Source organism: Brachyspira hampsonii (assembly GCF_002214805.1).
Classification (GTDB): domain Bacteria; phylum Spirochaetota; class Brachyspiria; order Brachyspirales; family Brachyspiraceae; genus Brachyspira; species Brachyspira hampsonii.
Map to the genome: position 1 here is coordinate 1141961 of NZ_CP019914.1, position 23379 is coordinate 1165339.

The 23379-nt window shown below is 27.4% G+C and carries 23 protein-coding genes; 10 read left to right on the plus strand and 13 right to left on the minus strand.

Annotated elements, in window-relative coordinates; translation table 11 throughout:
- Window positions 1-126: 126 nt before the first annotated feature.
- The 6 genes from BHAMNSH16_RS04780 to hisA form a co-directional block, all read right to left on the minus strand.
- Window positions 127-957, minus strand: coding sequence for a tetratricopeptide repeat protein (locus BHAMNSH16_RS04780; protein ID WP_008727262.1), 831 nt, complete (start codon window positions 955-957; stop codon window positions 127-129).
- A 63-nt stretch (window positions 958-1020) separates the two neighbouring features.
- Window positions 1021-2799 (minus strand): glycoside hydrolase family 35 protein, encoded by a 1779-nt coding sequence (locus tag BHAMNSH16_RS04785; protein ID WP_008727263.1) that lies wholly within the window; start codon window positions 2797-2799, stop codon window positions 1021-1023.
- 87 nt (window positions 2800-2886) lie between these two features.
- Window positions 2887-3681 carry a type I methionyl aminopeptidase gene (gene map / locus BHAMNSH16_RS04790; protein WP_008727264.1) on the minus strand — a complete coding sequence of 265 codons (795 nt, stop codon included), beginning with the start codon at window positions 3679-3681 and terminating at the stop codon, window positions 2887-2889.
- 17 nt (window positions 3682-3698) lie between these two features.
- On the minus strand, window positions 3699-4187 hold the full coding sequence (locus tag BHAMNSH16_RS04795; protein ID WP_008727265.1) for a bactofilin family protein: 489 nt from the start codon (window positions 4185-4187) through the stop codon (window positions 3699-3701).
- A gap of 88 nt (window positions 4188-4275) precedes the next feature.
- Complete coding sequence (locus tag BHAMNSH16_RS04800) at window positions 4276-5235, minus strand: FkbM family methyltransferase (protein ID WP_069732260.1); 960 nt, start codon at window positions 5233-5235, stop codon at window positions 4276-4278.
- 584 nt (window positions 5236-5819) lie between these two features.
- Window positions 5820-6536: a 1-(5-phosphoribosyl)-5-[(5-phosphoribosylamino)methylideneamino]imidazole-4-carboxamide isomerase gene (gene hisA / locus BHAMNSH16_RS04805; RefSeq protein ID WP_008730350.1), complete on the minus strand. Its 717-nt coding sequence runs from the start codon at window positions 6534-6536 to the stop codon at window positions 5820-5822.
- 143 nt (window positions 6537-6679) lie between these two features.
- On the opposite strand from hisA, the gene BHAMNSH16_RS04810 reads away from it, so the two are divergent.
- The gene (locus tag BHAMNSH16_RS04810) at window positions 6680-7678 is read left to right on the plus strand and encodes an AAA family ATPase (RefSeq protein ID WP_069732259.1); all 999 of its coding nucleotides are present in this window, start codon (window positions 6680-6682) and stop codon (window positions 7676-7678) included.
- Between the two features lie 658 nt (window positions 7679-8336).
- Here BHAMNSH16_RS04810 and leuS read toward each other — a convergent pair.
- The 3 genes from leuS to BHAMNSH16_RS04825 all read right to left on the minus strand — a co-directional run bounded on the left by leuS (window position 8337) and on the right by BHAMNSH16_RS04825 (window position 11875).
- On the minus strand, window positions 8337-10898 hold the full coding sequence (gene leuS / locus BHAMNSH16_RS04815; RefSeq protein WP_008727890.1) for a leucine--tRNA ligase: 2562 nt from the start codon (window positions 10896-10898) through the stop codon (window positions 8337-8339).
- A gap of 573 nt (window positions 10899-11471) precedes the next feature.
- On the minus strand, window positions 11472-11678 hold the full coding sequence (locus BHAMNSH16_RS04820; RefSeq protein WP_008727891.1) for a type II toxin-antitoxin system HicA family toxin: 207 nt from the start codon (window positions 11676-11678) through the stop codon (window positions 11472-11474).
- Window positions 11675-11875 carry a type II toxin-antitoxin system HicB family antitoxin gene (locus BHAMNSH16_RS04825; protein WP_008727892.1) on the minus strand — a complete coding sequence of 67 codons (201 nt, stop codon included), beginning with the start codon at window positions 11873-11875 and terminating at the stop codon, window positions 11675-11677. The genes BHAMNSH16_RS04820 and BHAMNSH16_RS04825 overlap by 4 nt, the downstream gene beginning before the upstream one ends.
- 870 nt (window positions 11876-12745) lie before the next feature.
- Between BHAMNSH16_RS04825 and BHAMNSH16_RS04830 the strand changes: the two genes are divergently transcribed.
- On the plus strand, window positions 12746-13999 hold the full coding sequence (locus BHAMNSH16_RS04830) for an NAD(P)-dependent alcohol dehydrogenase (protein WP_008727477.1): 1254 nt from the start codon (window positions 12746-12748) through the stop codon (window positions 13997-13999).
- 61 nt (window positions 14000-14060) lie between these two features.
- On the opposite strand, the gene BHAMNSH16_RS04835 is transcribed toward BHAMNSH16_RS04830, so the two are convergent.
- The 3 genes from BHAMNSH16_RS04835 to BHAMNSH16_RS04845 are packed head-to-tail and all read right to left on the minus strand — an operon-like array spanning window position 14061 to window position 16406.
- Complete coding sequence (locus tag BHAMNSH16_RS04835; protein WP_008727474.1) at window positions 14061-14675, minus strand: rubrerythrin family protein; 615 nt, start codon at window positions 14673-14675, stop codon at window positions 14061-14063.
- Window positions 14676-14700: 25 nt separating this feature from the next.
- Window positions 14701-15342, minus strand: a complete 642-nt coding sequence (locus tag BHAMNSH16_RS04840; RefSeq protein WP_008727473.1) for a class I SAM-dependent methyltransferase — start codon at window positions 15340-15342, stop codon at window positions 14701-14703.
- Window positions 15343-15377: 35 nt separating this feature from the next.
- Window positions 15378-16406 carry an aldose epimerase family protein gene (locus BHAMNSH16_RS04845; protein WP_008727472.1) on the minus strand — a complete coding sequence of 343 codons (1029 nt, stop codon included), beginning with the start codon at window positions 16404-16406 and terminating at the stop codon, window positions 15378-15380.
- A gap of 180 nt (window positions 16407-16586) precedes the next feature.
- Between BHAMNSH16_RS04845 and BHAMNSH16_RS04850 the strand changes: the two genes are divergently transcribed.
- The 7 genes from BHAMNSH16_RS04850 to BHAMNSH16_RS04880 all read left to right on the plus strand — a co-directional run bounded on the left by BHAMNSH16_RS04850 (window position 16587) and on the right by BHAMNSH16_RS04880 (window position 21419).
- Complete coding sequence (locus BHAMNSH16_RS04850) at window positions 16587-16907, plus strand: ArsR/SmtB family transcription factor (RefSeq protein WP_008727471.1); 321 nt, start codon at window positions 16587-16589, stop codon at window positions 16905-16907.
- A gap of 24 nt (window positions 16908-16931) precedes the next feature.
- Window positions 16932-17975 carry an ACR3 family arsenite efflux transporter gene (gene arsB / locus BHAMNSH16_RS04855; protein WP_069732258.1) on the plus strand — a complete coding sequence of 348 codons (1044 nt, stop codon included), beginning with the start codon at window positions 16932-16934 and terminating at the stop codon, window positions 17973-17975.
- 147 nt (window positions 17976-18122) lie between these two features.
- Window positions 18123-19136: a permease gene (locus BHAMNSH16_RS04860; protein WP_008727468.1), complete on the plus strand. Its 1014-nt coding sequence runs from the start codon at window positions 18123-18125 to the stop codon at window positions 19134-19136.
- 17 nt (window positions 19137-19153) lie between these two features.
- Entirely contained in the window at window positions 19154-19459 is a 306-nt protein-coding gene (locus BHAMNSH16_RS04865) for a thioredoxin family protein (protein ID WP_008727467.1), read from the plus strand.
- An 83-nt stretch (window positions 19460-19542) separates the two neighbouring features.
- Window positions 19543-19860, plus strand: coding sequence for a thioredoxin-like selenoprotein Sec.1 (gene sec1 / locus BHAMNSH16_RS04870; RefSeq protein ID WP_199852246.1), 318 nt, complete (start codon window positions 19543-19545; stop codon window positions 19858-19860).
- A gap of 23 nt (window positions 19861-19883) precedes the next feature.
- Window positions 19884-20225 carry a thioredoxin-like selenoprotein Sec.2 gene (sec2, locus tag BHAMNSH16_RS04875; RefSeq protein WP_199852245.1) on the plus strand — a complete coding sequence of 114 codons (342 nt, stop codon included), beginning with the start codon at window positions 19884-19886 and terminating at the stop codon, window positions 20223-20225.
- 171 nt (window positions 20226-20396) lie between these two features.
- Entirely contained in the window at window positions 20397-21419 is a 1023-nt protein-coding gene (locus tag BHAMNSH16_RS04880) for a sugar kinase (RefSeq protein WP_008727464.1), read from the plus strand.
- 5 nt (window positions 21420-21424) lie between these two features.
- On the opposite strand, the gene BHAMNSH16_RS04885 is transcribed toward BHAMNSH16_RS04880, so the two are convergent.
- Window positions 21425-22132: a GntR family transcriptional regulator gene (locus BHAMNSH16_RS04885; RefSeq protein WP_008727462.1), complete on the minus strand. Its 708-nt coding sequence runs from the start codon at window positions 22130-22132 to the stop codon at window positions 21425-21427.
- A 311-nt stretch (window positions 22133-22443) separates the two neighbouring features.
- On the opposite strand from BHAMNSH16_RS04885, the gene BHAMNSH16_RS04890 reads away from it, so the two are divergent.
- Window positions 22444-23343 (plus strand): hypothetical protein, encoded by a 900-nt coding sequence (locus BHAMNSH16_RS04890; RefSeq protein WP_008728922.1) that lies wholly within the window; start codon window positions 22444-22446, stop codon window positions 23341-23343.
- The last annotated feature ends 36 nt before the right edge of the window (window positions 23344-23379 follow it).

Sequence of the window (23379 nt, forward strand, 5' to 3'; positions counted from 1 at the left end):
TAAATATTATATTTTAATATAATAATCTCTTTTTCTCAATATAAATAATTAAAATTATAAAAAAATAAAAAGCAATGATGCAAAATACACCATTGCTTTTACTTTATTATTAAGATAATTAAAAAATTAATTTAATTTCTTAGGTATTCGTACATTCTTCAATGCCTCTAATCTTTGAACTATAGCCTTCTGAACATCAAAATTGCTAGGCTCAACATTATCAAAATCATATTTAATAGCAAGCATTAAAGTTTCTTTTTCCTGTACATAATTACGCATTCTTCTATATATTAAAGACATTCTAAAAAGGGATAGCTTCTGTCTGTATCCGTTAATATATGCCTGTCTGTAATAATCTACTGCAGAAGTACCTCTATTCTTACTTCCATAATGTTCTGCTAATTTGAAATATATTCTTCCTTTTTCATAATTTTTATATGTATTTTCAGCCATGGCAATAATCTCTTTTTCTATAGCGGCATAATTATTTTCATCTATTAATTTCTCATATATATATAAAAGACTGAAATATGCATCCAATTTATATGCCGGTATTGTAAGATTAGTAGCAAAATTTATAGCTTTTTTGTATTCCTCTATAGCTAAGCGATAAGATGCAGCACCGCCCTGTTCTGCTGGGTTTCCAGCTTCTTTTTCATATATTAAACCTAAAAAATAATGAGCATCTGCATTATTAGGATAATACATCAAAGTTTTATTCATTATAAATAGAGCATAAGGAATATCATTATTATGTATTGCTCTTTTTGCCTCTCCTATATATACCCAAGCAGGCTCTAATTTACCGCTGAATAATGATTCGTATGTATTGGTATCCATTTCCATAGTTCTGACAGTATCTGCTGTTCTATTAGGAGTATTAAGCGATTGCCCCTGCGAATATACTGATAAACAAGTCAATATTAATATAATAAATATCAAAAATATATGTTTCATAATATAAATCAAAAATAAAGTTTTATTGTCTAAAGTATCGGTATAATAAATTTTTACATTATACTATTTTTTTATTTCCTTATAAGTAGGCTTATCTCTAAGAGCAATGCTATCAGCAAGCATATTTTCAGTTTCAAATACAATGATTTCATTAACTCCTATTTTCAAAAGAGGAGCAGGTATATACAAATAACATGCCGGTCCTTCACTCCAATACCTTCCTAAATTAAATCCGTTTATGAATGCCACACCTTTTCCTAGTTTAGAACAGTCAAGGAAAGTATCTGCAGCCTCTTTAACCTCAAATTCATAACGATAGAAAGAAGGAGTATTTTCTATCCAATCGGCACTGAAATCTACATCCTCTATATTATCAAGAGATAAAGCATACTGTTCAAAGCCTGTTTCAAAATGTATATCGGCCATAACCCCTATACGAATACCTTTAACCTGACTGCATTCCTGAAGTTTATAACCGTAATTTACGCGTCCTACATTTTCAACCAATAATTCCAATATATTATCGCCGTCATTAAAATGCATTTCAATAGGCTCTATAAGCTCATCTTGATATTTTACACCCTTATATTCGCCATTTAAATAAAAATGAACCCTATCTGAAGCACCTACTGCTCTTACATTCATATTATTATTAAAACCTTTTACCTTAGTCCTATAAAGCATATAACCATATCCGCTTCCTGCTTTCTCCATAGTTATAGGGAAATCGCTTTTCTGACATTTTGATATTTTATCTATAACTGAAAATAATGAAGTTTTATTTTTTAGTTTTGCCTCTGAGAAATCTAACCTTTTATGATCTCTAGGTTCAAAAGTTTTTATTTCAGGAAATAATTCATTTATAAGTTTCTGAAGTTTATAAAATTTCTCTGTAGGCTCACCCCATTCTGTAAGAACAGCATCATAATCATAAGATGTAATTTGAGGGAAATCTGTATAACCTGTTACAGAAGTGCCGTTATAAAAACCAAAATTAGTTCCTCCTATAAACATATATAGATTTATACTTCCTCTTTTCAAAATCTCTTTTACTTCCATTATAAAATCATCAGCATCTCTTTTTATTATAGGATCTTTCCATAAATTAAACCAACCGTCCCAGAATTCCATACACATTAATGGTTTTTTTATACCTTTTCTTGCAAAAAATTTTTCTGTATCATCAAAACTTTCTTTAGCCTTAGAACCGAAATTAACAGTAGCTAATATTCCATCATCTATTAAAGTACCTGCCTCTAAAACTGCATCCCAAGCACCATCTGAAGTAAATAAAGGCACTTCAGCACCATGTTTAATCATAAGATTTTTTAAAGCTCTGAGATATTCTTTATCATTTCCGAATGAACCATATTCATTTTCAATCTGCATCATAATTACAGGTCCGTTTCTAGTAATTTGCAAATCATCAATATGTTTAAATAACTCTTTATAATAAGCATCAACCTTACTTAAAAATAATTGAGTATTAGTACGAACTTTTATATTATCATATCTTAAAAGCCATGCAGGAAGTCCTCCGAATTCCCATTCAGCACATATATACGGAGTAGGTCTTAATATAACCAATAAATCCAATTTCTGAGCAGTTTTAATAAAAGATGCTATATCTTTATTGCCTGAAAAATCGAAAAAGCCTTCATCTATCTCATGAATATTCCAAGGTATATATGTTTCAACAGTATTAAATCCAGCTGCCTTTAAATTATAAAGACAATCTTCCCAATATTCTCTAACAAATCTAAAATAATGAATAGCTCCTGATAAAATTTTTATAGGTTTGCCATTTAAAATAAATTCTTCTTTGATTTCAAAAGCAGCCATAATTTTATATCCTTATTTATATTTTTAATTAAAACTAAAAAACTCTACTTAATATTTATTAAATAGAGTTTTCAATTTATTTTCCAATCATTTACCAAGATATTTTTTTACTATCTCATCATCTTCTAAAGCGGTTAATATCTCAACCCCATCTTCTTTTACCGCTACAGTATGTTCATAATGTGCTGATAATGATCCGTCCCTAGTTATGATAGTCCAATCATCATCTTCTATTAAAATAGCATGATGCCCCATATTAACCATAGGTTCTATTGCTATAACCATGTTAGTTTTAAGTATAGGACCTGCTCCCTCTTTTCCTCTGTTTGGTACGGCAGGCTCTTCATGCAAATTTGCACCAACTCCATGACCTTGAAACTCTCTTACCAGAGAATAACCTGCATCTTCAGCAGTTTTTTGAATAGCATGGGAAACATCTCCCAAATGAACGCCGTCTTTTATCTTTTTTACGCCATTAAAAAATGACTCCATAGTAACTTCAATCAATCTTGAAGCATCATCTGACACATTTCCTACTTTAAAAGTAAATGCTCTGTCAGAATGATAACCTTTATAATATACACCTATATCAAGCCCTATGATATCCCCATCTTTTAAAATTTTCTTTTTACTTGGTATTCCATGTATTACTTCATTATTTATAGAAGAACATATAGACCCCGGAAAAGGAGGCTTACCATAACCTTTAAATGAAGGCTTAGCATTATGCTTTCTTATATAATCATAAACAAATTTATCTATTTCTTTAGTAGATATTCCCGGCTGAATTATCTTTTCAACTTCTTTAAATACATTAGCCAATATATGTCCGCTTTCACGCATTAAATTAATTTCAGCTTGTGTTTTTATTTTTATAGCCATTTACGAATACACCTTAATTAAAAAATACTATTGCTTGAATTATTATCTATATTATAACTATTATTTTCTGAAGAAGTATTATCTGAATAACCGCTGTTATTTACTAATGACTCATCTTCTATTTTTATACCGGTGAAAGATTCATGCACTACTTTTGTTATATCTTTTTTCTGTCCGCCTGTTATAGTCATTTCTCCCTGTATAACAGCACCTTCTCCTACATCTATTTTAGGAGCTTCTATATTTCCTAAAACTCTTCCTGTTTCTATTAATATAACTTCTTTTTGGGCATCTATATTACCAATCAAGGTACCAGCTATTGTGATGCTTTCTGTTATGATAGTGCTTGTCTTTACTTTACCATTAGGACCTATAATTAAATGTCCGTCTATCTTTAATTCGCCTTCAAATTTTCCATCTATTTGAAAAGAACCTTTTACAATAAAAGTACCTTTAAAAGATGAACCATCCCCTATAACACTGTTTACTATATCTTTTCTTGCCATAAATTTTTATCTCCTAAAGTTGCATTTTATAAGTATAGTTATAAAAAGTCAATATTATATATTAGCCTATAACAATTATAACATAATTTTATTTTTTAGGTATACAAAAAAGTATTGTCTCCCCTCCCCAAGGAGAAAATGTTCTTATATAATATTCGTAATTTTCTGTTATTTCTTTTATAAATACAGGTATTTTATAAAAATCCTCCATAAAAAGATCGCCCCCATGATATACAGCTATAGCAAGAGAAGGACGAAATTTTTTTATTGTATTTAAAGCACCTTCTAGTATATGCATTTCTGCTCCTTCAACATCCATTTTAAGATAATCTATTTTGCCTATATCATGACTTTCAACAAACTCATCTACAGTAACAGCATTCATCTTAACTGTAGGAGTATTAGGTGTCATAGATACAAAATCTACAGTTTCGTTTTTATTAGAAAAAAGAATATTTTCTAAAATAACATTATTTAATTTATATTTTTCTTTAATCAATTTCAATGTTTCAAAAGCATTTATATCCGGCTCAAAAGCATAAATCTTTGCATTATCATTACATTTTTTTGAAAAGAAATAAGCCGTATCTCCTTTCCAAGCACCTATATCGAATATAACACTATCACCGCCTACTTCAAATATCTTTTTTACATTGTATTGCTCAAGTCCGAATATATAAAAAAGTAAAAAATTTTCTATTTCGTTAGGATATTTATATTTTTGTAAATAAAATAAAAATCTCTTTAATCCCCAAGAAAATATATCAATAGAACCATATTTCATACTTAATTTTATTTTTTCTTTTGAATTAGTATAAGCATCTCTGTAAAATGACAATAAATATCTATATCTTACTATTTTTTCAAATAAATCTTTAGAATAAGATTCTGAAAGCATATTATAAAAAATATCAAAACTATTATTATTTTCTTCTTTCATTGCTCTGATAAAATTATCATTGTTTTCTATTTTATCTATTTCTTCTTTTATAAAATTTTTATTTACTATTTTTCTGCATTTTTCTAATATATTATTTATTTCTTTCATATTATTGCTAATAAAAATTGTTCGCTAACAATGTCTAGTAAATAAATTTACTAGACGCTCACAATTTTTATAATACCCCCAAATTATTGCTAATAAAAATTATTTGCTAATTATATCTAGTAAATGAATTTACTAGACACTCACAATTTTTATAATACCCCCAAATTATTGCTAATAAAAATTGTTCGCTAACAATGTTTAGTAAATGAATTTACTAGACACTCACAATTTTTATAATACCCCCAAATTATTGCTAATAAAAATTGTTCGCTAACAATGTTTAGTAAATGACCCTGCTAGATGATCACAATTTTTATAATAACACAAAATTATTGCTAATAAAAATTGTTCGCTAACAATATCTAGTAAATGACTCTGCTAGACGATCACAATTTTTATAACAACACAAAATTATTGCTAATAAAAATTGTTCGCTAACAATGTTTAGTAAATGAATTTACTAGACACTCACAATTTTTATAATACCCCCAAATTATTGCTAATAAAAATTGTTCGCTAACAATGTTTAGTAAATGACCCTGCTAGATGATCACAATTTTTATAATACCCACAAATATCAATAATTATATATTTGTTATTTCTATTATTCTCTTTAAATCCATTTTACCTTCATATATAGCTTTTCCAACTATAGCACCATTAATTTTCATGTCCATTAATTTTATAATTTCATCTTCAAAAGTAACACCTCCTGAAGCTATAATATTGCATGAAAGTTTTTCTCTCAACTCTTTATATATATCCAAATTAGTTCCGGAAAGTTTTCCGTCTTTTGATATATCAGTATAAATAATAGTATCTATTCCCATACTATCTAATTTCATACAAAACTCTACGGAGTCCAATTTTTTTATTTCTTTCCAGCCTTTAACTGCTATCATTCTATTTCTTGAATCTATAGAAACTGCTATATGCTCTTTATACTTATTTATCATATTCTCAGTAAAATCTATATTTTCAACAGCAGCGGTTCCTAATATTGTCCTTTTTACACCTATGTCCAAATATTTTTTTATAGTTTCTTCATTTCTTATGCCGCCGCCTACTTCTACAAATAAATTACAGTTCTTTATTATTTTTTCTATTGTTTTAAAATTAATAGTTTCTCCGTCGCTTGCTCCGTCTAAATCAACTACATGCAAATAACTGCTTCCGCTTTTAACAAAAAATTCCAAGACCTCTAAAGGATCCTTAAAATAAGTAGTTTTATTATCATAATCGCCTTCTACAAGCCTTACAACCTCGCCGTTTTTCAAATCTATTGCAGGTAGTATATACATATTAATCCCCTAAAAATATTGTTATCTATAATAGTATTTATTATAGCATATAATTGATAAATGTAAAAATTAATAAACTCTATTTTTTTCTCAAAACTCCGATATTTTATTTTATAGTAATTTAAATTTTTGGGATTTTTATTATGATTAAAGATTTATATATAGAAAATTTTAAATGTTTTAATAAAATTAAAATAGATAATTTTAAAAAAATAAATTTCTTAGCAGGGAAAAATAACTTAGGAAAAACTACTATACTTGAAACTTTAATGCTCATTTTATCAGAATCTCGTATCAATATAATAGAAAATATAAAAACTATAAGCAGAGTAAAAGAGAATAAAACTGAAATAAAAACATTATTTTATAATTTTGACTATAATAACAATATAAATTTTAATTACAATAAATATGATAATACAAGCTATAATATCAATATTAGCCCTATATTAAAAGATAATAAGATACATAATGATAATAATATTGAATTAAATTATAATACTATTATTAATAATGATGATTCCATAGAAGAAAAAAAATTAAATATTCCAAACATAAATAATACTATATATATGATGGGCAGAAAAGCTGAAAATATAGGAAATAGAGAGGAAACTTATATAGCAAGTACAATAGAATATCATACATTAACAGCATATCTAATAGAAATTTTAAAAAATAAAAATGAAGAGCCTATAATAGAAATGCTTTCATTTTTCAATAATAATATAAAATCAATAAATGTACTTAACAATAATATTTATCTTAATATTGAAGGAATGAATGAATTACTAATATTGAATTTAATGGGCGAAGGATTAAAAAAATATTTATCTATAATACTTCCTATAGCAGCAAATAAGAATAATGTAATTTTGGCAGATGATATATCAAGCTCATTAGATAATGACACTGCTAAATATTTATTTAAAAGCATTTTAAATTTAAGCAGAAATAATGATATGCAAATGTTTTTCACAATTAATAATTATGATACATTAAAACTTTTATATAAAACAGTAAATGACAGCGAAGAATTTAATGATATAAAAGATTCAATAAACATTATTAACATAACTAATACTGAAGAAGGTGTTAAATCTTATAATTATAATATTGATAATGTAAATGAATTATTATAATTTCCGCCATAGATTTATTTAAAACTACAATCTTCTAACGCACGCTAAATAAAACTAAAAATATAAATTAATTATGAATTATGATTTTAATTATATATTAAATTTGGCTAACCGTGCGTGGAGTAAATTTTTAAATTTAATAAACACTTGGGTGGGTGCTATAATTTCTGATTGAGCTATAAAGATAATGAAAATTAAAATGTGAAAATAAAACAATAAAGAATAAAGGGTGGGCATGAAATTAAAGTTTTAAAATTTAATTACGCTTACCCACCATTTTTTGTTTATAACTATGATTTGTCATTTTTATGCTATTTTTCTTTTTAGATTTTACTGTTATTCTAACACCCGCCCTAGATTTATTTAAAACTATAATCTTCTAACTCACGCTAAATAAAACTAAAAATATAAATTAATTATGAATTATAATTTTTATTATATATAAAATTTAGCTAACCGTGCGTGGAGTAAATTTTTAAATTTGATAAACACTTGGGTGGGTGCTATAATTTCTGATTGAGCTATAAAGATAATAAAAATTAAAATGTGAAAATAAAACAATAAAATATAAAGGGCGGGATGTAATTAAAGTCAAATAAAAAAGAGTAAGGATTTTTTAAGTCCATACTCTTTTTTATTATTATAAATTAATTAAATATTATTTTACAACTATGTTTACAAGCTTACCTTTAACATAAACTACTTTAACAATGTTTTTGCCGTCTGTAAACTGTTTTACTTTTTCGCTTGATAGTGCCTGAGTTTTAGCATCATCTTCGCTTATATTAATATCAGCTTCTACTCTGTCCCTTATTTTACCATTTACTTGAAATACTAATTCAAATACATCATCTTTGCAGTACTCTTCATTATGTTCAACCCAGCTTTCTTCAAGTATCATCTTACCAAAGTTTAATATCTGATAAAGCTCTTCTGTTATATGAGGAGCTATAGGATTAAGAAGTATTAAATATCCTCTTATAACCTCTTTAAACATAGCATATTCATCATCACCATTTAATTTTATTGATGACATATCATTTAAAAGCTCCATCAAAGCAGCAATTGCAGTGTTAAAATGGAATCTGTCTTTGATATCTATTGTAACTTTTTTTATAGTTTTATGATATTTTTTATAAAGATTTTTAGCTTCTTTTGATAAGTTATTATAATCAAATGATTTATTATTTTTGAATGCCTCTTCATCTTTGTATTTTAGAAATAAGTTCCAAATTCTGTTTAAAAATCTTGCAGAACCTTTAACACCCTCATCAGACCATTCTTTATCTTTTTCTGGCGGAGCAGCAAACATAACAAATATTCTAACGGCATCAGCCCCAAAAAGCTCTATAATCTCAGTAGGATCAATACCATTCGCTTTTGATTTAGACATCTTTTCCATTTTTACTATTATATCTTCTTTTTTTATACCGTCTTTTTCATATGCTTTATTATTCATCTCTTCCTGAGTATAGAATTTTTTTAGCTCTCTTGATTCATAGCTGTTTGCTAAAACCATACCTTGAGTAAGAAGTCTATTAAAAGGCTCATCTCCTTTGATAAGTCCGATATCTCTCATAAACTTGTACCAGAATCTTGAATATAAAAGGTGCATACAAGCATGCTCAATACCTCCTATATACTGGTCAACTCCAAGCCAAGCATTGGCAATAGCTGGGTCAAAAGGCATTTTATCATTATGAGCATCAGTATATCTTGCATAATACCAAGAACTGCATGTAAATGTATCCATAGTGTCAGTTTCTCTTTTTGCCTTTCCTCCGCATTTAGGACAAGTCGTATTAACGAATGACTCAGATTTTTTAAGAGGGTTATCTCCAACTGTAAACTCAATATCCATAGGAAGAGTTATAGGAAGTTCGCTTTCAGGCACAGGAACAATTCCGCATTTCTCACAATGTACAAAAGGAAGAGGATTACCCCAATATCTTTGTCTTGATATAAGCCAATCTCTAAGTTTGTATTGTACTTTCTCGCTGCCGAAACCTTTTTCTGATGCATAGCTAATTGCTTTTTTAATAGCATCTCTTGTAGAAAGTCCGTTTAAAATATCCGAATTAACAACAACTCCGTCTTCAGTATATGCTTCAGTCATGTTTTCGGCTTTCAAAGAATTATCAGCATTCTGTATAACCACTTTTACAGGTATATTATATTTTTTAGCAAATTCAAAGTCTCTTTGGTCATGAGCAGGAACAGCCATTACAGCACCGCTTCCGTATTCAGCCAAAACGAAATTAGCAGCGTATAAAGGAGCTTTTTCTTTATTGAAAGGATTAATAACATATCTTCCAGTGAATACCCCCTCTTTCTCATAATCAGTTTTTTGATCTATTTTAGCAGATTTTTTTATGAACTCTTCTACAGCATTTTTTTGCTCAGCTGTACACATATCTAAAAGTCCGTCATAATTCCAAGCTATAGCCATGTAAGTAACACCGTAAATAGTATCCGGACGGGTTGTAAATATAGGAAAATCCTTTCCGTCATCTAAAGTAAAATTAACATAAGCACCAACACTTCTTCCTATCCAGTTTTTCTGCATAGCTATAACATTATCAGGCCAGTATCCTTCAAGTAATTTTAAATCTGCGTCTAATTGTTCAGCATAATCGGTAACTTTTATATACCATTGTTCTAATTTCTTTTTAGTAACTTCTCCGTCGCATCTCCAGCAAGTTCCTTCAGGAGTAACCTGCTCATTAGCAAGAACTGTATTACAATGATCGCACCAGTTAACGTCTCCGCCTTTTCTGTATAGAAGACCTTTCTCATACATTTTTAATATAAACCATTGTCCCCATTTATAATAATCAGGCAAACAAGTAGTAACTTCTCTGTCCCAATCATAAGAGTATCCGAGTAAGTTTAACTGCTCTTTCATATTAGCTATGTTTTTTAAAGTCCATTCTGCTGGGTGAGTTTTATGTTCTATAGCAGCATTTTCTGCAGGCATACCAAAAGCGTCCCAACCCATAGGATGCAAGATATCATATCCTAAAAGCCTATAGTATCTAGCTATAGAGTCAGCTATAGTATAGTTAGAAACATGCCCCATATGCATTTTACCAGACGGATAAGGAAACATTTCCAGTACATAGTATTTTTTGTCTGTAGGTTTAGATACTGTTTTAAAAGAATTATTATCTTTCCAGAATTTCTGCCATTTCTTTTCAATGGTAGTAAAATTATATTCCATGATTAACACTCCGTAGTTTGATACTATTTATTAATAAAAAAATTAATTTATTATTTACATATTTTTATGACAAAAATTATATTGCAAAATTGTATATTTTTCAAGTGATAATATTATTTTAAATTTATTACACAATCAACTATTTATTTTTTATGGATTTTATTATATTAAAGCATAAAATTAATTATTAAAAAAATTTATAAAAATTAAAAACTTATTTATAATAAATTTAAAATCCTCTTCACTCCCCACCCTTTTATTTATTAAACTTTATTCTGAAATTCTAATTTTTATTATATTTATAGCTTAATTAGAAACTAAAGCACCCACCCAAGCGATTATTAAATTTAATAACACACTCCACGCACGGTTAATGAAATTTTATATATAATAAAAATTAACATTTAAAATCAATTTATATTTATAATGCCATTCTGCGTGCGGTGCGGAAATTCAAAATATAAATAAATCTAGGGCGGGCGTTATAGTAACAGTGAAAACTAAAAAGAATAATAGAACAATGATAACAAATAAAATCGTAAAACAAAATGGGCGGGAATTAGAAAAAAGTTATTATAATTCATCTTCCGATATATTGGTAATCTTTAATAATTTTTTCAAAAGTCCTATCTTTAGATCATCATTTTTATGCACTGGTACAGATATTCTTAAATCACTACCAGATTTTACATAAATATAATGGCTTCCGTTTATTCTAGCAAGAACCCAACCATGACTTTCTAATAATTTACAAAATTTTTTACCGCTTACGGTTTTCATAATACTACATCAATAGTTTTTATAATATTATCTTTATTATATTCTTCAATATCAACTGAAAGACATCCTTCAATAGCTTCTTTAATATTGAATTCTAATTCTTCCATAGTATCAGCTTGAGTAAAACACCCTTTTATAGATGGAACTTCTGCCCAAAAACCATCTTCATCTTGATGCACAATCACTTTAAAAACCATAATAGATACCTCTAAAATAATTATATTTAATATCAATAAAAAAAACAATATATTAGAAAATATATTTATCTTCAATTTTCTTTATATTTTCTATAACAGTATTATTATTAGAATATAATTCCAAAACTTTTTTATAATATTTCAATCAAAATTTTTCTAATTTAGATTTAGTTTCATTCTTTTTAAAAAATTATTAAAGATTAACATTTAAAACTCAATTACAATGAAGACCACTATTTTATAAATTATAGCATAAATAATTTTTTATATTTTAAAATTTTATTCACATACCCCACCCTTTTATTTATCTAACTCTATTTTGAAATTCTAATTTTTATTATATTTATAGCTTAATTAGAAACTAAAGCAGCCACCCAAGCGATTATTAAATATATAGACTTACTCTATGCACGGTTAATTACATTTTATATATAATAAAATTAACATACAAAATCAATTTATATTTATAATGCCATTCTGCGTGCGGTGAATAAAATTCAAAATCTAAATAAATCTTTGGCGGGAATTAGAATAAAATTAAATATATGAAGAAATTTAAAAAAATTGCTTGACTCTGGAGTAAACTTCAATGATATAATATAAATATATTTAAAAATTTATTGACAGATAATTTTTACAAGTTTATTATTTTATATAAAATTTAATAATATAAATTATTACAGGAATAAATGTCTTATATATGTATAATTAATTTTATATACAAAAATGCAGTCTTTTTTGGTTCTTTTGGACACAAAAAGAACTGGGGTGTGGGGTAAAGCCCCAAGTAAAACTATAAAAGACAATAACATAAATATTTATTAATTTTTAAAAAAGTTTAATAATAAAATATAAAAAGGAGATTTTAAAATGAAAAAAGCTATATTAATAACTATACTCTCAATATTGTATGTGCTGTCATGCAATAATTCATCGAATGCCCAAACAAGCATAAATACAGAAAATAATAATAACATATTACAAAATCAAAATAATTCTTCAAATGCAATGTATAATCAGGAACTTAAAAAAGCACCGATCAATATACAAACTAATGCAAACGGAAGAGTAAAATCAAGAGGATTTGCGGCTGTTTCTGCTAATATGGATTTTAAATATCATGAGTTTACAAGGCATGCAGTAGGAGACAATGATGTGCTAATAGAAATACTTTATGCTGGAATATGCCATAGTGATATTCATGTTGTTGAAGGCAAATCAAGCAATACTCCTTTAGTAGTAGGACATGAAATAGCGGGAAGAGTTGTGCAAGTAGGAAGTAAAGTAACAAAGTTTAAAGTTGGCGACTTTGCTGGTGTAGGCTGTATGGTAAACTCATGCGGACAATGCGAAAGCTGCTTAGATAATTTGGAACAATACTGTTTAAATAGAGCAGTTTATACTTACGGTTCAAGAGATAGATTCCATGATAATGAAATAACTCAAGGAGGATACTCTGACAATATAGTAGTATCTGAAAACTTTGCAATACTTATACCAGATAATGCCGAACTTGATAAGGTTGCTCCGCTTCTTTGTGCAGGTATAACTACTTATTCACCTATAAAAGTTATGAATGTAAAAAAAGGAGAGAAAGTAGGTATTGCCGGATTTGGAGGACTTGGATCTATGGCTGTAAAATATGCCGTAAAACTAGGAGCTGAAGTTACAGTTTTTGACATTACAGAAGATAAAAGAGATGATGCCTTGAATATGGGAGCAGTAAAATATGTTAATGTAAATAATCAAGAAGATTTAAAAAATGTTAATAATACTCTTAATTATATTATAAGCACCATACCAGCATACTATGATGTTAACATGTATATGCGTATGCTTAAAAGAGGAGGAACTATGTGTTTATTAGGACTTCCTAGAACTTCAAAAATGCCTACACTTACAGCAATGATAGGTACTCATGGCAGTAAAAAATTATTCGGCTCTTTAATAGGAGGAATAAAAGAAACTCAGGAAATGCTTAACTATTCTATAGAAAATAATATATACCCTAGCGTAGAAATAATAAAAGCTGATGCCCAAACTATAAAAGAAGCATACAGAAAAGTTATAGACGGCAAGGTAAAATTCAGATATGTAATAGATATGCGTACTATAAATAAATAAAAATCTTAATAAAATAAAGGCTGAAAATAAAAAATTTCAGTCTTTACTTTTAAATGATTAATTATTTATATTCTTTGAAAGTATTTTCATCTTTACCGCATATAGGACATTTATTCGGTGCTAAGTTAGCTTCAATATAACCGCAAGTTTCACATAAATAATACTTATCTGCTAAAGGCTTATTGTTTTGCAAATTATTTATAGCTTGGGTAAATAAAATATTATGTGCTTTCTCTACTTTTATTATGTTATTCATCTCTTCTGCCATTTCTTTTTTATTATCTTTATTTATTACTTTTAACAATTCAGGATACATTTTAGTATATTCATAAGAAGTCATTGAAGCAGCCGATTCTAAATTCTCAATATCTTCTCCTACTTTAGAATCTCCTACCTGAGCTTTTAAAATAGTATCTGTTATCTTATCCTGAATAGCAGCATCATATAAAATATTAGCATGACAGGATTTTGAATCAGAAACAGCCTGAAATAAATTAACTATAGCTTTATTTTTTGAAGCTGCAGAAAATTTAGCATAGGCAAAAGAAGAATTAATTTCCATGTCATAAGCTATAGATACGGCTTCTAAAGTGTTATTAGCCTCTTTTGAAGTTTGAGAATATAGAAAAAAACTGCAAATCAAAAAAATAGAAATTATTAATAATTTTTGTAACATAAATACTCCATATTAAATATATTTACTATAATATGTCCGCAAATACAGAAAAATCATTTGATAAATACTCATCAGATATTTTTATCTTGCATTTTAAATCCAAATCTTTTACTATATCGCAAACCATATTAAATACATCATCTTTTTTATAGTAGTAATATTTATCTCCGTATTTTTCTTTACAGGATATATCAAGCAGATTGAAGCATACGCCTTTTCTAGCAGCAATCAAGAAATTTTTTAAAGCATTTTTCAAAAACTCTTCATTGTTCCCAAGATTAAGATTAAATATGCCTGAAGAATATATATAATCAAAATCATCTTCAATATCAGAAGTCTTAAAAAAATCTATAGTCATAAATTGAGGATTAATATTTTTAAATTTTTTATTCTTAGCTCTTTCAATCATTTCAGGCATTATATCAATACCAATATAATAAGTATCAATATTCTGTTTATCTATATACTCAGCCAAATGCCCAAGTCCGCATCCCACATCAAGCAAAATAGATTTTCTTATATCAAAATGATTAAGCAAAGCCCTAAATCTAGCCTCCTGAGCATCTTTAGATTCCCAATCCAAAACCTGATATTCCGGTATATTAAAATCTTTTACCCTTTCAATGTAATGTTCTATTATTATTGATTTTTTATTGTTATTACTCATATACCCTTCCAAAAATATTATCTAATTTTTTACAATTATTTCAATGATAATTTATATATTGTTTTATGAGTGTAATTTTTATCAGAATCAAATATTATGCTTGGAAAATGAGGAAAGTTTACAGCTCCGGGTAAATACTCTGTTTCAAAACAAAATGCATTATGCTTATTTAAAACTGTATTTCTTACTTCTCTATTATTAAGCATATTTCCTGAATAAAAATGCATAGCGGGTTTTGTGGTATAAAGCTCTAAGCATATTCCTGTTTTTTCACTATAGCATGAAGCTCTTAATTTATTTAGATTATTATTTTCTTCATCAATATGAGACAATATATTTTTTTCATTAAATATAAAACAATTATCATAACCGTTTGCCTTTTCTATATCAGCACCTATTTTTTTTGTTTTAGTAAAATCAAAAGGTGTATTTCCTGTTTTTAATATCTCTCCTGTAGAAACGCATTCATCTGTTACAGGCAAGTAAAATGAAGAATCTATAAATAAATCATGATCATATATAGTACCTTCACCATTAAGATTCCAATATGCATGATTTGTAAGATTTATTGGTGTAGGAGCATTCACTGTAGCAAAATATTCTATAATTATTTCATTATCATCTGTTAAAGAGTATGTTATATCTATATCAGCATTAGCCGGATAACCTTCATCTCCTTCATTTGAGCTTAAACTGAATAATACAGAATGATTATCCAAAACTTTAGAGTCAAATTTTTGAAATGATATTCCTTTATCACCGCCATGTAAATGATGTTTTCCATTGTCATTTTTAGTTAATTTATATGTTTGTCCGTCAAGTGTAAATTCTGCATTTATAGTTCTATTAGCTACCCTTCCTACAGAAGCTCCTATATAATCATGAGGATTCAAATAAAATGAATAATCATCACTTCCGAATGATACCTGCACTTCATCGCCTTTTTTATCTTTGAAAAATACACCTGCTATTGAAGCACCTATATCTGTAAGTTTTAATACCATGTCATTTTTGTTTTTTAACTCATATAAAAGATAACCGCTTCCAAAATTTTTAACCTGCATACTATAAAACTCCAAATTATTTAATATTAATAATCAATACTAAATTATATCATTATATGTTTTTATTTCAATAAATATCAATAAATAATAATAAACATATTGACAATTATCGATATGTATGATACAATCTAAACATATCGATAATAATCGATATATAATTATTAAAGGATAATTTACAAAATGAAAGATTATAAAGAAGAAGCAATTATATTCAAAGCATTCTGCGATGAAAACAGACTTAAAATATTGGAAATGATTAAAGAAGGAGAAATATGTGCATGTGAAATTTTAGAAAAATTAAATATAGTACAGTCCACATTATCTCATCACATGAAAATACTTTGCGATTCAAAAATTGTAATAGGAAGAAAAGAAGGTAAATGGACTTATTATAGTTTTAATGAAGAAGGAATAAAAAAAGCAGAAAAATTGATAGGATATTACACAAATATATCATCATATAAAAAAGATGAAATAAAAAAAGAAAAATGTAAATGCTAAAGATGAGTTTTAAAGGATAGTACAATGAATAATAAAAAAGAAAATATAAGTTTTTTTCAGAAATATTTAAGTTTATGGGTATTTATATGTATGATTATAGGAATATTAATATCAAAATTTTTACAAGTAATACCAAACACATTAAATAAATTTGAATATGCAAATGTTTCTATACCAATAGCAGTATTGATATGGCTAATGATATACCCTATGATGATGAGTGTAGATTTTCAAAGCATAAAGAACATTACAAAAAATCCTCAGGGACTTTTTCTCACTTGGGTTGTAAATTGGCTTATAAAACCTTTTACTATGTTTTTTATATCATCTTTATTTTTTTATACTATATTAAATAATATAATACCAAAAGATTTAGCAAAAGAATATTTAGTTGGTGCCGTACTTTTAGGTGCTGCTCCTTGTACTGCAATGGTATTTGTTTGGAGTGCTTTAACAAATGGAAATCCTTCATATACCGTAGTTCAGGTTGCAACTAATGATTTAATAATACTCATAGCATTCGTTCCTATAGTAAAATTTTTATTAGGCATATCAAATGTTGCTGTACCTTGGGATACATTATTTTTATCTGTAGTATTATTTGTACTTATACCATTAACTGCTGGAATTATCACAAGAGTTTATGTATGCGGTAAAAAAGGAATAGAATATTTTAATAATATTTTTATACATAAATTTGATAATATTACAATAATAGGATTACTATTAACATTAATATTATTATTCAGCTTTCAAGGAAATGTCATACTATCAAATCCTATACATATAATTTTGATAGCAATACCTTTAATATTACAGACTTTTTTAATATTTTTCATAGCTTATATTGCAGCTTATTTATTGAAACTTCCCTATAATGTAGCTGCACCTGCCGGCATGATAGGGGCTTCAAACTTCTTTGAGCTTGCCGTTGCTGTGGCTGTATCATTATTCGGAGTTAATTCTGGAGCTGCACTTGCGACTATTGTAGGAGTATTAGTAGAAGTACCTGTAATGCTTACTCTTGTAAAAATAGTAAATGCAACAAAAAGTAAATTCACAAATTAATAATAGGCGGTAATAATGCAAAACATAATATCAATATGCAGAACTTTATCTATAAAAGGTAAATGTTATTACTCTAAATATTTTTAATAATTAAAATATAAAAAATATTAGAAGTTAATTAAAAAAATAAAATTTGGAGTTATAAAAATGGAAATCATAAAAACAATATTTATATTTATACAGGATCAAATTATATCAATGAAATGGCTAAATACATTGATAGGCAATATACTAAATAATTTTAGTTTATCAGAAACATTGAAAGGGGCATTACAATTCTTTTTTTATGATGTTATAAAAATATTTGTTCTTCTTTCTGTATTAATATTTTGTATATCATATATTCAGTCTTTTTTTCCTCCGGAGAGAACAAAAAAAATATTAAGCAAATTTAATGGAATATATGCAAATATATTAGCAGCATTACTTGGAACTGTTACTCCATTTTGCTCATGCTCATCAATACCTATTTTTATAGGATTTACTTCTGCAGGAATACCTATTTCTATGTCATTTTCTTTTTTAATATCATCGCCTCTTGTAGATTTAGCATCTATAATACTTTTATCAAGCATATTCGGTATGAAGATTGCTATAGCTTATGTTATTGTAGGACTTGTACTTGCTGTTGCTGGCGGAACTTTAATAGGAAAATTCAAAATGGAAAAATATTTAGAGGATTTTGTTAAAAATATAAAAACAAATAATACAGAATTAGAAATACAAACTATGACAAAAAAAGAAAGATTAATATATTCAAAAGAACAAGTTGTAGAAACTATAAAAAAAGTTTATTTATATATTTTTATAGGAGTAGCAATAGGAGCTTTTATTCATAATGTAATACCAGAAAGCTGGATAAATAATATATTAGGAAAAAATAATTGGTATTCCGTACCCTTAGCAACTTTAGTAGGTATTCCAATGTATGCCGATATATTCGGAACTTTACCTATAGCAGAAAGTTTATTTTATAAAGGTGCAGGAATCGGTACTGTTTTATCATTTATGATGGCTGTTACCGCTTTATCTTTACCTTCAATTATCATGATAAAAAAAGTTGTAAAGATGCCGCTGCTTATATTTTTTGTGTCAGTTGTAACTATTGGTATAATAATTATTGGATATTTATTTAATAATTTTTATTTTATATTTATATAATAAAAAAGGAGAAAATTATGTTCTTTAAGAAAAAATCAGAATGCTGCTGCGGAGGTTCATGTGAAACTTCATCTGATGAAAATGCTAGAATAAAAATATTAGGCACAGGATGCAGTAACTGTAAAAAATTAGAAGAAAATACTTTAAAGGCTTTAAAAGATATGGGACTTGATTTAACAGTGGGGCATGTTACTGATATAGATAAAATTGCCGCTTATGGGGTTATATCCACACCTAGCCTTGTATTAGATGATAAAGTATTGTCTTATGGAAAAGTGCTTACTAAAGATGAAGTCATTGCTTTATTAAAAGATAAATTGTAATAAATGTATGATTTTTTGATTTTTCAATTTGCAATTATTTTATATATACCTATAATATGTATAAATAAGTTTGGAGGCATATTATGGCTATAGAAAAAATTCAATTCGGCTGAGGCTGTTTGCCAGACCCTCTAGAGGAGGAGGGTGTAGAAAGAGAGATAGAAAAAATACTGCTTTTAGGCAATGATGATAAAAATTCTCTCGATATGCTTGATAATTTAAGAAAAGCTATATTGGAGTTAAATTTAGATTTATCCATAAAATATACAGACAGTAAAGGAATTATGTCATATTACGGAGTTATGACTTTGCCTGCACTTATAGTAAATGATGAGCTTATATCTTATGGAGAAGTCTTAGATAAAGAAAAAATCATCAATATTTTAAAAGAAAAATTATAATAAAATAATTAAAAGGAGTAAGTATGTCATTAAAAGATATTCTATTTGGAAGAGGAGGATGCGGCTGAGGACCTTCTATTAATCCCTTCGTTGAAGAGGAAACAAAAAAAGAATCGCCTGTAGAAGCTAGAATAAAAATATTGGGTACAGGCTGTTCTAAGTGTCAAAAATTAGAAGAAAATGTAATAGCTGCTGTAGAAGAAGCTAAACTTGATTTGGCAATTAAATATGTAGAAGATATGGCTGAAATCGCTTCGTATGGAGTAATGTCAACTCCTGCTCTATTATTAGATGATAAAGTTCTTTCTTATGGTAAAGTATTAAGCAAAGAAGATATCATCAAAATACTAAAAGAAAATTTATAATATTTTTTCTATTCTTAAAATTATAAAAGGTTAAATAATCAAAAAGTATTTAACCTTTTTCTTTTTTAAATAAACATTGAATTTTTTTTAATATTTATTTGACAATTAATCTTTAGTGTACTATTATAATATTTGTAACATACTAGTATATTAATAAGCAGAGGCGGTAATATGTCATATATAATAGGATTTGGAGAGATAATGCTAAGGCTCTCATCAATAGATAATGAAAGATTATTTCAGTCCTCAAAACTTAATGCAACATTCGGAGGCGTTGAGGCTAATATTTGTGTTTTAGCTTCTATATTCGGATTAAAAAGCAGATATGTAACTGCTCTTCCTAACAATGCTATTGGTAAAAAGGTAGAGGAATTGCTTTTAAGTCATAGAGTTGATACATCTGCAATATCTTGGGAAGGTAAAAGACTTGGAATATATTTTGTAGATCCGGGTAATAATTATAGAAGTTCAAATGTTATTTATGACAGAGAATATTCTTCTATTTCTCAGGCTCTAATAGAAGATTTTGATTGGGATAAAGTTTTTAATGATGCTTCATATTTTCATATAAGCGGAGTAACTCCTGCCATAAGTCAGACTGCCGCGGATCTTACACTATATGCTGTAAAAGAAGCAAAAAAAAGAAATGTGAAAGTTTCATGCGATATTAATCATAGAAAAAAACTATGGAAATACGGTAAAAAAATAGAAGATGTAATGCCTGAAATAGTCAAATATTCTGATATAGTATTTGCTAATGAATACGATGCTATTAAAATTTTAGGTGTAAAAAGTGATGTTGATGTTGATTCTGATATAAGCGATGAGGACTATAAATCCATTATGAATGAGTTAATAGATAAATATTCATTAGATATGGTAATAACAACTAAAAGAGAGGCTATAAGTTCAAATCATAATAATATATACAGTATGTTATATGCAGGTAAAAAATTATATAAATCAAAAAAATACTATATAAAAAATATTATTGACAGAATAGGTACAGGAGACTCATTTGCGGCAGGAATACTTTCCGGAATACAATTATTTGATAATTATCAGGATATATTAGAATTTGCTGCTGCTTCTTTCTGTATAAAACATAGCATACCGGGTGATTGGAATTTAACAACAAAAGATGAGGTAATAAATTTAATGAAATCCAAAGACGGATTGGATGTAAAAAGATAAATTCGCTATTTAAAATATTCAGGGAATTTATTTTTTAAAAACACCAAATCATCTTTTACATGCGTTAAATGTACTTCCATGAGAGGAATAAGTTTTCTTATGTTTTTTTCTTTTATATAGGAAAGTATATTTTTATGCTCTGTTAATGTTCTAGTTCTATCCATTTCCATTATATTGAATATTCTAGCTCTGTTAAAATGTTTTATAGAATCTCTTATCAAACTGAATGTCAATTTTTTGTCTGCTATTGAGAATAATAACTCATGAAATTCATTATCCAATTTGAGAAGTTCATAAACTTTATTAGTATTTATGTTCTTTTCATACTGTTCTATATTTTTATTTATTAATTTTAAATCTTTTTCTGTCTGATTCTTGCAAACTATTTTGATTATTTCTTTTTCAAGCACCATTCTCATAAAGCTAGTTTCTTCAACAATAGAAGTATCTATCAATGATACCATAGTTCCTTTTTGAGGGTATATTTCCATTAAATGCATCTTTTCAAGTCTTGAGAAAGCCTCTCTTATAGGAGTTCTGCTTATAGACAATACCTCGCTTACTATTTTCTCACTAATAAAAGTACCTGGAAGCAATGCCATATTGATAATGTTATATTCTAAACATCTAACAGCATAGTCGCCTATAGGCTCATTAATTTCTCTCTCTAATATTATTAAATTATCAGCATTATTGTTCTTAACTTTCGGCATAATCTGAAAATATATCCTTAAAATTATTTGTATAAAAATAAATCAGCTAATCGGCAAGCTATAATAAGCGGATAAATTTATTTGAATATACAAACATATTTTATTATTGCATACTATAAGCTGACTTTAAATTTAATATAATCTTTTAATAAAGATTGTATTAAAGATACATCATTTATGAAAAACTTCAAGCAATAAAAAATAAATAAATAAATCCAAAATATTACTTTTTTATAAAAAAATCATCATTTTTGTTGACAATGGATTTTATTTTTACTAAAATACTAGTATGTTAGTAAAGGAGTTTTATTATGAAAAAAGTTTTTATAACTATCATAAGCCTAGTATTATTTACAAATGGCATATTATTTTCTCAGCAGGCAGCAAATACTCAAACAAATCCTGCCCTTCAATTCTTTAATGTATATCCGGGTTCAATGAAAATGCTAAGTTTTTATGTTGAATACGCTTCAGGTGATTTAACAAGCTTAGGAACAGACCCTAAAGCAAAAAGAATGATGGAAAATTTTGATACAAAACTTACATATTTGCAAACATTAAAAAGTGTTCCATGGTTGGGATTTGGATTTATATTCCAAGCACAGTTTGACAATCCAAGCGTTTATGACCCTACTTGGAAAGAAGGCAGCAGACCAGGAAAAAATACTTCCAATCCATTTAGTAATATTGAATTAACAGCAAATGTACATTTCTTAAATACTTTTAGCTTAGGGCTTACTTCATCAGGGGACTTTGTATTTATGATGTATTTGAATAAAAGACTTCCTGATGTTGCAGCTTTCAAATCTCACTCTTTAACATTTATGGCTCAGCAGAATATATATATAAGAGGAAATCAGTACGACGCTAAAACAGGTGCTTTAACTCAAGGATGGTATGATGGTACTGAGTTTAGAGTAGCTTATCAAATGCGTTTCAATGATTGGTTTGCTTTAAGACCAGAAATACAATTCAAAATATTATCAGGTGCTCAAACAGATTTCAATAAATGGTATTGGATAAGATTCAATCCTCGTTTACAGTTCTTCCTAGAAGAATGGACTTTCTTCATCGAACCTAGATTATTCTATGGTGGTATATTCAAACAAGATATGTCTGCTTTAGGAATTGGTTCTTCTGAGTTTAATAAAAATGGATGGGGATTTGAACTTAAAGTTGGTATTGACTTGACAAAATTATTCTTTGATTAATTAATATATAAATATTATAGATTTACGGAGGAAATT